The sequence below is a fragment of the Pontiella sp. genome, from assembly GCF_041622395.1.
Lineage (GTDB): Bacteria > Verrucomicrobiota > Kiritimatiellia > Kiritimatiellales > Pontiellaceae > Pontiella.
The window spans coordinates 1-11,371 of the sequence record NZ_JBFJYW010000100.1; the positions used below are offsets into that span (position 1 = coordinate 1).

At 60.5% G+C, this 11,371-nt stretch carries 10 protein-coding genes; all 10 read right to left on the reverse strand.

What is annotated here, in order from left to right:
- Window positions 1-611 (reverse strand): ABC transporter permease (locus ABYO54_RS07520; RefSeq protein WP_372807634.1); only part of this gene is annotated, 611 nt, incomplete at its 3' end.
- A 4-nt stretch (window positions 612-615) separates the two neighbouring features.
- Window positions 616-1,890, reverse strand: coding sequence for an ABC transporter permease (locus ABYO54_RS07525; RefSeq protein WP_372807635.1), 1,275 nt, complete (start codon window positions 1,888-1,890; stop codon window positions 616-618).
- A 3-nt stretch (window positions 1,891-1,893) separates the two neighbouring features.
- Window positions 1,894-3,783, reverse strand: a complete 1,890-nt coding sequence (locus tag ABYO54_RS07530) for an ABC transporter substrate-binding protein (protein WP_372807636.1) — start codon at window positions 3,781-3,783, stop codon at window positions 1,894-1,896.
- A gap of 15 nt (window positions 3,784-3,798) precedes the next feature.
- A complete protein-coding gene (secG, locus tag ABYO54_RS07535; RefSeq protein WP_372807637.1) occupies window positions 3,799-4,173 on the reverse strand; it encodes a preprotein translocase subunit SecG in 375 nt (124 codons plus the stop codon).
- A gap of 96 nt (window positions 4,174-4,269) precedes the next feature.
- The gene (gene tpiA / locus ABYO54_RS07540) at window positions 4,270-5,025 is read right to left on the reverse strand and encodes a triose-phosphate isomerase (protein WP_372807638.1); all 756 of its coding nucleotides are present in this window, start codon (window positions 5,023-5,025) and stop codon (window positions 4,270-4,272) included.
- Window positions 5,026-5,202: 177 nt separating this feature from the next.
- Complete coding sequence (locus ABYO54_RS07545) at window positions 5,203-5,790, reverse strand: hypothetical protein (RefSeq protein WP_372807639.1); 588 nt, start codon at window positions 5,788-5,790, stop codon at window positions 5,203-5,205.
- Between the two features lie 51 nt (window positions 5,791-5,841).
- Entirely contained in the window at window positions 5,842-6,099 is a 258-nt protein-coding gene (locus ABYO54_RS07550; protein WP_372807640.1) for a hypothetical protein, read from the reverse strand.
- A 24-nt stretch (window positions 6,100-6,123) separates the two neighbouring features.
- The gene (locus tag ABYO54_RS07555; RefSeq protein ID WP_372807641.1) at window positions 6,124-7,509 is read right to left on the reverse strand and encodes a TolC family protein; all 1,386 of its coding nucleotides are present in this window, start codon (window positions 7,507-7,509) and stop codon (window positions 6,124-6,126) included.
- A 9-nt stretch (window positions 7,510-7,518) separates the two neighbouring features.
- The gene (locus ABYO54_RS07560) at window positions 7,519-10,557 is read right to left on the reverse strand and encodes an efflux RND transporter permease subunit (protein ID WP_372807642.1); all 3,039 of its coding nucleotides are present in this window, start codon (window positions 10,555-10,557) and stop codon (window positions 7,519-7,521) included.
- A gap of 19 nt (window positions 10,558-10,576) precedes the next feature.
- Window positions 10,577-11,371: efflux RND transporter periplasmic adaptor subunit (locus ABYO54_RS07565; RefSeq protein ID WP_372807643.1), on the reverse strand; the 795-nt coding region annotated here is incomplete at its 5' end.

The following is an 11,371-nucleotide window of genomic DNA, read 5'->3' on the forward strand; positions in this document are numbered from 1 at the left end:
ATATGCTTGAAAATGATGCGGCCATCGCCGAGGCCGAGCGCCTGGGCGGCCTGCACATAGGTCTGGCCCTTGTGCTTGATGACCTCGCCGCGGATCAGGCGGCAGATGCCGACCCAGGTGGTGAGGCCGATGCCGAGATAGATGCCGAGCAGGCCGCGGCCCACCACCATGGCGATCGCGAGAATGAAGAGTAGTCCGGGCATGGACGCGAAGGTGGAATAGAGCCACACCACGAAATCGTCGACCTTGCCGCCGAAATATCCCGCGATGCACCCGAAGAAGACGCCGATCGGGATGGCGATGAGCGAGGTGATGATGCCGACCTTGTAGGCGATGGTGACGCCCTGGATCAGGCGGGCCATCACATCGCGTCCGAGCGCGTCGGTGCCCATCCAATGCACTCCGCCCGGCGGCTGGAAGGCCATCTCGAGGTTGGTCTTTTGGTAGAACGGGGTGATGTCGCGCGCCTCGTGGTAGCGGCAGACGATCTCGCCGTAGACCGCCAGCAACGTGAAGAACGCCACCAATCCCAGGCAGACCATCGCCAGACGGTTCTTGCTCAACCGCCGCCAGGCGTCGCCCCACAAACTATGTCCTTTTTCTGTCGCCATGGAATTATTTCAATTTGACGCGCGGATCGACCAGCGCGTAGCAGATGTCGGTTAAAAGATTGCAGATCACGAAGAGAATGGCGCCGATAAGAACGATGGCCCGAATGACGTCGACGTCCGACGAAAGCAGCGCGTTGATGCTGAGATAGCCCAGCCCCGGAATGCCGAAGAAGCTTTCGAGCAGCAGCGAGCCGGTGTAGAGAAACGGAATGAGCATCACGACGTTGGTGATGATCGGGATCATCGCGTTTTTCAACACGTGGACGAAGAGGACGCGCGGCTTGGCGACACCCTTGGCGAAAGCGGTGCGGACATAGTCCTTATACATTTCGTCGAGCATCACCGTGCGGTAGAAGCGGATGTTCGCGCCGAGACCGCTGACCACGCCGATGATGACCGGGAGGATCAGGTAGCGCGCCGACTCATAGCCCCAGACCGGGAAGAGGCCCTGCCGATAGGCAAGGAAATATTGCCCGGCCACGATGTAGACCAGATAGTTGATGCTCATCAGCGCAACGGAGACCATCACCAGGAAACGGTCGATGAACGTGTCGCGGAAAAACGCACAGATCAGCGAAAGGCTTACCGAGACCACGACTCCGATGAAAAAGATCGGGATGGTCAGCGAAAGCGACGGCAACACGCCGTCCTTCAACAGTTTTGAAACGGGTTGCTTCAGCCCTTCGGAATAGCCCATGTCGCCGCGCGCGAGCTGCTTGACGTAGAACCACAACTGGGAGTCGAACGGATTCTTCACGACCTTGCGCAGCTTGAGCTTCTTGATCTCGATCCCGTCGGGCCCGGCCACGAAACCGCCGGCCTCCGCGCCGCGGAACCGCACCGTTTCGGTTTTCCAGCCCTCGGACGCCAGCTCGCGCCCCGCCAGCGTTCCGCTCCCGCGATAGGCGATTTTCCACTCGAACTCATCCTGGGGATCCAATGAAAAAGCGAGCGGATCGATGGTCGCGTTGGGTTTGATGGCGACCGAGGCGGTCTCGGAAGAATAGACGGCGTTGGACCAGCCGCTCCAGCGGCCGGCGTTTTCGGAAAGATCCTGGTCTTCGTAGGCGCGCGTCGTTGATCGGGTGCCGAAAAAGAGCGGTTTGTTGAGGCCCCGCTCCTCGTCAAACGTTTCGAGCGACTGAAGCGAAACCTTTTTGCCCAGGGCGATCGCCGCGAGGTCGCCGCCGACCACGTTAAAGAGGATGAACGTTAGCAGCACCACCCCGATCACCGTAGGCACCATCTGAACGACTCGTTTAAGGATATATTTCAGCATGCCTTATTCCTGCCCCGTCATATCCAGTTTCTTGTTGCCGTAGGATTCCAGCCACTTCTTGCGGAGCGCCACGTCCGTGCCCTGGAATTTAGCCAATCCATAGGGATAGTCGTGCGAAACATAGTTTTCCACCCAGCTGTGAATCACCGCAAAGCTCATCGGCTGGTACTGGAAGATCCACGGCGCGTCCTCGACGATGATGTGCGCCATTTGCTCATAGAGCGCCGTGCGTTCCGGCGAGTCGGACATCACCCGTATTTTTTCATAAAGACGGTCGATCTCGGCGTTGCGGTAGTTGGCATGGTTGGGTCCCGGCGAGGCGTTCTTGCCATAGAAAAGCGCCAGGAAGTTTTCCGCGTCCGGATAGTCGGCCACCCAGGCCAGGCGGAAGAGTTGCACCTGCCGGCGGTTGAGTTTTTCCGTAAAGGCCGGCCACGTATTGTAGTTGGGCTTGAGCACCACGCCGATCTTCTGGAACATATTGGCAAACAGCTCGGTCTGCTGGCGGGTGCTCGTGTCGGCGCCCCCCAGATCGATCGTCAGCTCAAGCCGCCGGCCGGTCTCGCGGTCGATTCCGTCGGGATACCCGGCTTCGGCGAGGAGCCGGCGCGCCTTCTCCAAATTGAAATCGTAAGGCGTCGGATCCTTCAGATACCCCGCCAACGGACTGGGGATCGGCCCGTTGAGCGGATAGAGGCGGTTGTTCATATAGGTGTTTATCTGCTCGAACTCGTAGGCGCAACTGAGGGCCTGGCGCAGCTTTTTGTTGCGCTCGTTCTGTTCCGGATCGTTGCCGGCGCCCACCACCGCGTCATCCCAGTTGAAGCCGATGTAATAGGCCGCCGTGTAGGGCGACGAAATCAGTTTGATGCCCCGCTTCTCGAACGTGGCATTGAGACTCTTGGAAGGCGTCACCACGGCATCCCAGTTATCCGTGGAGATTTCAGAGATGCCCAACTGGCCGGAAAGGAACATCATCCACGAGGTACTGGAGTCGTCGATCACGTATTGGATGATGCGGTCGTTGAACGGGATCTGCTTGCCGGCATCCCGGAGCAACCCTTGGTCGGCGAACTCCGGCGCGGCTTCGGTGGGATAGGTTTCCACGCGGCCGGTCTCGGCCCACTTGGGGTTGCGAACGAACTCGATGCGCGAGTTGCGGCGCCATTCGACCAGCTTGTACGGGCCCGTGCCGACCGGATGGTTGGTGATTTTCTCCCCGCCCTCGACCTCGTAGCGGTCGACCGCCTCGTGCGGCACGGCAAACGAATAGTGCATCGTCAGGATGTAGAGCAGTTGCGGGTAGGGCTCGGTCAGCGTGATCCGCAGCGTGTGGGAGTCGGGGCATTCCAGCCCCGATACGGGCCGGTCGTAATCGGTCGGTTCTTTCCCTTGCGACGCCTTGTTGAACTCGGAGATTCCCTTGACGCGGCCGTCAAGGGTCCAGAACCCCGGCGATTTGTTTTTCGCGTCGGCGAGCCGCTTGAGCGAATATTCGAAATCGCGCGCGACCAGTTCGCGCCCCTTGCCGTCCGGGAAGCAGGGATCGTCCTGGAAATAGATGCCTTTGCGGATCTTGAACGTATAGACCAGCCCATCCTCGGAAACCTCGGGCATCGACTCCGCCAGCAAGGGGATCACTTTGTAGGGCCGCGCCAGGTAGTCGTACTGCAGCAGCCCTTCGTAGATGCGCGAAATCGCGATCGAGGTATCGACCGAACTCGACGTTGCGGGATCGAGGCCCGTGAGACGGTGGGTGCTGCTGTACGACACAATCTCGCCGTTCGCCTCACGCGAAGAAGCCAGCTTGCCGTCGCCGCATCCGGAAATAAAAGAGGAAGCCACCATCAGTGCCAAGGCGAGCCGATGGTGTTTATTTGCTGATGGCAGCATCTGTTTGAACGCCTTTTATTCTGCGGCGGGAGCGGAATCCACCGGAGCGGAATCGGTGGCGGGCATTCCGGCATCGAGACCTTCGAGCAGTCCGGGCTGGATCGCCATGGGCTGTGCGGGGTCGCTTTCGATCGAGTCCATCAAGGTGCCGTCCTGCTGGGCGAACAACACGCCGAGAACCAGCGAGCTGGCCATGAAGACGACGCCGAGAAACACGGTGGCCTTGGAGAGCACGTTACCGGCCCGCGCACCGAAGAGCGCCTCGCCGGTCCCGGCGCCAAACGCCATGCCCAACCCGTCGTTCTTCGACTTTTGCAGCAATACCAAACCGATCAGCAAGAGGCAGCAAAGCACCTCCACCACAATAAACAATGCCTTAAGAAAGATCATACCTATTCCTTATCACTTATGGCCAAAGGCCGTCGGGTCGAATGCCATCGGACGCTCGACACTCCGGCCTCGGACCGGGCGGCCAAGGCCGCCAATTTACATCGCCGCTTTAACGATGGCCGCGAAGGAGGTTGCGTCCAGTGCGGCGCCGCCGATCAGGCCGCCGTCGATGTCGGGCTGTCCGAGCAACTCAACGGCATTGCCGGGCTTCATGGAACCGCCATACTGGATGCGGACGGCATCGGCCGCTTCCGCGCCGACCATGTCCTTGACGATGCCGCGGATGAAGGCATGTACGTCCTGGGCCTGCTGGGCCGAGGCCACCTTGCCGGTTCCGATGGCCCAAACGGGCTCGTATGCAATGACCAGTTCCGTGTAGGCGGAAGCCGGAACATCCTTGAGGCCTTCGCGTACCTGCACTTCAACCACCTTTTCGGTGTTGCCGGACTCGCGGTCTTCGAGGGTTTCGCCAACGCAGAGGATCGGGCGCAACTGCTTTTCAAGCGCCTTGATCACCTTCTTGTTGATCCACAAATCGGTTTCCTTATAGTACTCGCGGCGTTCGCTGTGGCCAAGAATGACGTAGCGGACGAAGATTTCCTTGAGCATGGTGTGGCAGATTTCGCCGGTGTAGGCGCCTTCGTCCTCGGAAGACATGTTCTGGGAACCGACCGCGATCTGCGTTTCGGAAACAATGTCGCTAACCGCTTTCAGGGCGGTGAACGGAGGGCAGAGAACGACGTCGACTTCGTTGCAGTCGGCGAGCTCGAGCTTAATGGCGTTGGCCAGTTCAACCGCTTCACCGATGGTCTTGTTCATCTTCCAGTTACCGGCAATAATTTTTTTTCTCATCAAATGTTCTCCGTGTTTGTACAGATTTGGGAAATGCAACCCTCTGTTGTGCAAAAATGAAGGTGGGAATGTACCGAACCGTTCCTCGATAGGCAAAGGCGAAATGGTAAAATATGCCGGTTTCAGCGCCCCTGCTCCGCCGCCGCGCAACGGCAAAACGGCGGCCCATCCGCGGGGTCAGGGCCCGGCGACCGCCCTCAGGGAGCGGGCCGAGAGCGCGGAACAGACCAGCAGAAAATAGCCAACCGCTTCCATGAACTCCTCGCAAAGCTGGGCCGACTCGCCGCCCAAAAGCTTTTTCTCGTACACATCGCCCAGCAAGATGGCCACGGCGGCGGCAATCAGAAAGAGCCCGAACCAGGTTGAGCCGACGCGCAGCACCGCCCACTTAAGCCGATAGACGGATTGGGCCACAAAAAAGAGGAAGCCGATGCAGAGCAAACCGATCACGATATCGCGGCCGATCCCGTCCCCGAGCAGTTCCAGCCAATGCGGCACATGGGCCAGCGGCCGCAGATCGACCTCCCGGACGGCACACACCAACCCAAAGAAAAACCCGCCCCAAAGAATCCCCCGGAATCGCGGTTCCATCCGGCGCAGCTGCAGCGCAAACACCAGGCTCGACAGCAGGGAAAAGCCGAGCTGGATATTTTCGAGCGGCCCATTTTCCCGGGCGAGGGCCGGATCCATGCCCCGGACCCAAAAGAGGCCGATCAAAACCACTGCGGGGATCAACCCGAGAAAAATGAGATATCGCTTCAACATAAGAGCACTGGTTTTACCGCCCGGAAACAGTCCTGTCGAGCCCCTTGGCAATCAACCCGCGCAACCGTCGTCATCGGCAATCATGCAATAGACCACACGGAGCCCCACGGCCCCCACCCCAAGCATTCCGAGCACCGCGGAGGTCAGCAACGCCGACCAACCGAACGACATCCCCGTACCTTCCTCGACCCGGTGCGGCAACGTGTCGCCGTCCAACGGATAGACCGACCAGCCCACCCCGAGTACAAACAGCCCGAGAAAGGTCCAGGCCATCGACCGAATCGACCATTTCAACAAAATCGATTTCATCGCATCACGCCATCGAACTGCGGACTACAACGTTTCCAACACCCGCCCGGTTTCGATGTCGAGCTGGTTGAGGATCAGCCGATAGGCGATGTAGGAGGAGGAATAGCCCCCCCGTGCCCGGACGAGATCGGTCTGGGCTTCGTTGAGCCGGGTGATGGGCGCCAGGCCGGCCTTGTAGGATTTTTCCACGGAATCGCGCACCTTGACGGTAAGTTCGTGGATTTGCTTCTGCCGCTCGTACACGGCGCGGGCGGTTTCGGCCTCCGCAATCCGCTGGCGCAGGGCCGAGCGGATGGAGAGGCGCAGGGATTCCTGCCGCTCCTCGAGCGCGCGCATTTCGGCTTGCGCCTGCTTGACGGCGTTTTGCTCGCGTTGGCCCGTGAAAAGATCCCAGCTCGCGGCGAGACCGACAAAAGAGTCGTAGTTTCCATGTTGCCCCGCGACGGTATAGCCATGACGATCGACGTAGTTGACATCGCCCACGAGGGCGACTTTGGGCGCGAGTTCGCCTTTCGCGGCCTTTACGCTTTCCGCGAGCGCGAGACGACCGGCGGTGAGCGCTTTGTAGTCGGGCCGCCGCGCCAGCGCGCTTTTGAGCACGCCGTCCATCGAAGGAACCGGTTCCGGGGCGGAAAAATCGATCTCGGCAATCGGCAGCGCGTCGGAGAGCCGGTCCTCGGGCAACGCCATGAGCTCGGCGAGCACGACGCGGGCGGTGTTGTATTCCAACCGCGCCTGCAGCGCGGCGCTTTCGGCCTGCAGCGCGCGAATCGTAAAGTTAAGCACCTCGGACTCGGGCGCAGCCCCGGCCTCGAAGCGCTTGCGGGCATCGCTTTCGAGATTGGTGTTGAAGGCGAAATCGCGCTCGGCGATGGCGACGTTTTCGCGGGCGAGCTGGGCCTGCCGGAACGTAACGGTGGCGGAGAGAATGAGGAGGCGGCGCGTTTCATCGACCAACTCGCGGGTTTGCTGGACGCCATGTTCGGCCGCGAGAATACGGGCCCGACTGGCACAGCCATCCAGCAGCAACCAGTTGGCCTGAAGGCCGACGGAGGCTTGCTTAAAGCTGTCGCTATAACGATTAACCGGATCGATGTCCGGATGGAGGCTGGCGTCGACGTGGCCATACGAACCGGTCATCGAAAGCGTTGGACGAACCGCGGACTTGGCCTGCTGGAGCACCGCCTCGGCGGCGGCGATGCGCTGCACCGCCTCGCGCACCGACGGATTGGCCGCGAGCACCGCGGCGCGCACCTCGGCCAGCGAGAGGCCGTTGGTCTGGGCGGTTCCAACCATCGGCAACAACAGAACCAGCAAGACGCTTTTCTTAACCACGAGGGCACGAAGGCCGCCAAGCCTCGAGTGCTCTGCGCCTAAAGCGTTGCGGGTGGTTTTATTCATGTAGTTCATGGAATTCTCCTAAAGATGTTGTTTATCGACCTTGATGCGGTAGACCAGCGTGTAGGCGACGGGCACGATGATCAGCGTCAGGAACGTGGCGGCGAACAGACCGCCCATGATGGTGACGGCCATGCCGGAATAGAGCGCGTCGGTCAGCAGCGGCGCCATGCCCAGCACGGTGGTGCCCGCCGCCATGATGACGGGGCGCATACGACTGACCGACGAGTCGAGCACGGCCTTGTAGGGCTCCACCCCGCGGGTGAGTTGCAGCTCGATTTCGTCGATCAGCACCACCGCGTTCTTGATCAGCATGCCGGAGAGCCCGAGGAAACCGAGGATGCTCATGAAGCCGAACGGCATCCCGGTCAGCAGCAGCGCGGACGCGACCCCGATGATCGAAAGCGGCACGGTCATGAAGATGATCAACGGCCGGCGCACCGAGTTGAACAGCCAGACGAGAATGATGAACATGCCCAGCAGGCAGATCGGGAAGGTCTTCGCCAGCGGCGCCTGCGCTTCGGCCGATTCCTTGAATTCGCCGGACCACTCGAAACGGTAGCCCGGCGGCAACTCGATGGCCTCGATCTGCTCGGCGAGTTTCAGGCGGAGGGTGTCGGGCAAGCCGTAGACGGGATTGCAGCGGGCGGTAATGGAGTTGCGGCGGTCGCGGCGCATGATGTAGGGCCATTCCCACTGCGTGTTCATCCCCGTCACCACCTGACCGATCGGCACAAACGCCTGGCTGCCCGAACTCCACACCTGCACATCGTCGAAGTTGTCGATGCCGGTGCGCTCGGATTCCGGCGGCCGGAACATGATGGGAATGAGTTCGGTGCGCTCGCGGTAGAGGCCCACCGGCATGCTGCTGAAGTTCAGCCGCAGCGACTGGGCCAGATCCGAACGGGTGACCCCGACGCGGCGCGCCTGCGTTTCGGAAAATTCCGGACGCAGCACCTTCACCTGCTGGCGCCAGTCGAGCCGGGCATCCTTGGCGGTCGGCTCGGCGCGCATGATTTCGAGCGCCTGCTTGCCCAGCGTTTCGAGCACCTGCTTGTCTGGCCCGAAGAAGCGGGCTTCGACGTAGAACGCCAGCGGCGGCCCGTTCGGGATCTTGCTGCAATAGGGCTCCGCCTGCGGATAGTTTTCCTTCAAATAGGCATCGATCTTTTCGATCATCTTGGAGATGTCGCGGTAGTTATCCACCTCGACCAGCACCATGCCATAGCTCGGGTCGGCCGTTTCATAGTTGTACGACAACATGAAGCGCAGCGTCCCTTCCCCGGCAAACGCACTGGTCTGCTTGATGCCATCCAACGAGCGGATGTATTCATCGATCGTCGAGAGGTCCTTGGCCGTGGTATCGATATGCGCGCCAGCGGGCAACCAGTAGTTCACGTAGAAATAGGGCGTCGGCGACCCCGGGAAAAAGGCCTGCGGCACCTTCTTGAAGCCGATCACCGCGGCGATCATCAAGCCGATGGTTACCGCGATGGTGATTGGGCGGTGGTGGACCGTCAAATGCAGCACCTTGCGGTAGCGGCGGAACATCGGCTTGTCGTAGGGATCTTCGCCATGCGTGTCGGGAATCTTCAGGAACCAGACGCAGAACAACGGAGTGATGGTTACGGCCAACACCCAGCTGAACAGCAACGAAATCAGCATGACGTTGAACAGCGAACGGCAGAACTCGCCGATATTGCCGGGCGCAAAACCGATTGCGGTAAAGGCCAGAATGGAGATGAAGGTTGCTCCCAGCAACGGCCATTGCGTGTCGCGCACGACTTCCTTCGCCGCGGCTTCGCGGCTCTCGCCGCGCTCCACGCGCACCAGGATGCCGTCGGCCACCACGATGGCGTTGTCGACCAGCATCCCCAGCGCAAGGATCAAGGCGCCGAGCGAAATCTTCTGCAGGTCGATATCCATGATCTGCATGCCGAGCAAGGTCCCGGAAATGTTCAGCAGCAGCACGGCCCCGATCAGCAACCCGCTTTGCCAGCCCATGAAAAACATCAGCAGCACGACCACGATCACCACGGCCTCGACCAGGTTCAGCACGAATCCGTTAACGGATTCCGTCACCATTTCGCTCTGGTAGTAGATGGAGTCGAGCTGCATGCCCTGCGGCATCGTACCATCGAGTTCCGCCAGCTTTTCCTTGACCGATTCGCCCATGATGACGACGTTGCCGCCGGCGACGGTCGAAACGCCAAGCGCAATGGCGGGCTTGCCGTTGAAGGTCATTTTATTGCGGGCGGGATCGTAGTATCCGCGCTTGATCTGCGCGATATCGCCCAGGCGCACCAGATGGTCGCCGCCGCCGACATAGAGATCGGCAATCACCTGCTCGCTGGCGAGATCGCCCGTGGGGGTGATGCGGATATAGTCGCCGTCGATCTCGACCTTGCCGCTGGGTTGCACGGCGTTCTGCGCCTGCAGCGTGCCGGCGATCATGGCGGGGGAGAGCCCCATTTCGGCCAAGCGGGCGCGCTCGAACTCGACATAGATCACCTCCTGCTGCAGCCCCCAGAACGCAATCTTGGCGACGTCCTCGCAGTGCAGCAGTTCGGTTTTCAACTCTTCGGCATATTCCTTGAGTTCGGCATAGGAATAATCCTCCCCGGTCAGGGCAAAGAAGACGCCGTAGACGTCGCCGAAATCGTCGTTGACGACCGAGGGGCCGGCGCCGGGCGGCAGCAGCCCTTGCATGTCGCTGATTTTTTTGCGGAGCTCGTCCCAAATCTGCGGGAGCTGGGTGCTTTTATAGGCGTCCTGGATATCGACGTAGACAATGGAAACGCCTTCCATCGAGGTGGAATAGACCTCCTTGAGCTGGCTCATCGACTGAATGGCTTCCTCGATCGGATCGGTGACCTCCTCTTCCACCTCGGCCGGGGTTGCTCCGGGATAGGTCGTGACGATCAGCGCCGTCTTAATGGTGAAATCGGGATTCTCCAGCCGACCGAGCTTCTGGTAGGAGATGAGGCCTGCGGCGATGAGCATGATGGTCATCACAACCATCACGGTACGTTTTCTTAGAGCAAATGCTGCCGGGTTCATGATCGAGGAACTCCCTTGGTTATCGGATGGCCGCGGTTTTCAGCGGGAGCCGATCGTGCAGCAGACGGCTGCCGGTCACGACAACGCGATCACCCTCGGAAAGACCCTTCAGGACCACCACTCGGGAACTGCCGACCAAACCGCCAACGACGACGGAGCGCAGTGCGGCGGAGCCCTTGCCTTCGTCGTAGACCCAAACGGACGAGCCGCCTTGTTCGTCGGATACCAGCGCGGATACGGGCACCGTGATGACCAGCGATTGGTCGCGGTTCGGCGCCACGTCGACATTGGCGGTCATTCCGGGAAGAACAAGCGCGTCTTCCGGGGCCGGTAGCACGAAGGTCGAGGCATAGGTCCGCGTCAGCGGATCGGCCTTGGTGCTCCACTCCTTCAACCGGGCTTCATACGATTTTCCGCGCAGGGACGGGAAGGAGACAAGCACCTGCATTCCTTCTTTCATGGCCGCGGAACTGGCCACTTCGTTTTCGGGGATGTTGGCGACGATCTCCAGCGTTTGGATGTTGTGATAGCGCAACACGACATTGCCGGACTTTACCATTTCATGGTTTTCAACCAACTGTTCGGTCACCGTTCCATCGTACGGCGCGCGAAGCGAGGTGTCGTCCAGCGCATGCCGGGCCATCTGTAGCTGGGCGTTGATGCTTTTAACGGAGGCTTCGGCCGCATCGAGCCCGCTCTTGGCGCGGTCGTAGTCGGACTGCGGAACCACCTTTTGCTCGAAGAGGCCGGAAATGCGTTTGTAGTCCTGCTGCGCGTTTTGCTGCATCGCCATCGCCCCGGACAGCTGCGCTTC

Bases quoted from the DNA above. Each gene is read 5' to 3' on its own strand.
- ABYO54_RS07560 (WP_372807642.1), bottom strand. From the start codon at position 10,557: ATGAACCCGGCAGCATTTGCTCTAAGAAAACGTACCGTGATGGTTGTG.
- ABYO54_RS07530 (WP_372807636.1), bottom strand. From the start codon at position 3,783: ATGCTGCCATCAGCAAATAAACACCATCGGCTCGCCTTGGCACTGATG.
- ABYO54_RS07550 (WP_372807640.1), bottom strand. From the start codon at position 6,099: ATGAAATCGATTTTGTTGAAATGGTCGATTCGGTCGATGGCCTGGACC.
- ABYO54_RS07555 (WP_372807641.1), bottom strand. From the start codon at position 7,509: ATGAACTACATGAATAAAACCACCCGCAACGCTTTAGGCGCAGAGCAC.
- tpiA (WP_372807638.1), bottom strand. From the start codon at position 5,025: ATGAGAAAAAAAATTATTGCCGGTAACTGGAAGATGAACAAGACCATC.
- secG (WP_372807637.1), bottom strand. From the start codon at position 4,173: ATGATCTTTCTTAAGGCATTGTTTATTGTGGTGGAGGTGCTTTGCTGC.
- ABYO54_RS07545 (WP_372807639.1), bottom strand. From the start codon at position 5,790: ATGTTGAAGCGATATCTCATTTTTCTCGGGTTGATCCCCGCAGTGGTT.
- ABYO54_RS07525 (WP_372807635.1), bottom strand. From the start codon at position 1,890: ATGCTGAAATATATCCTTAAACGAGTCGTTCAGATGGTGCCTACGGTG.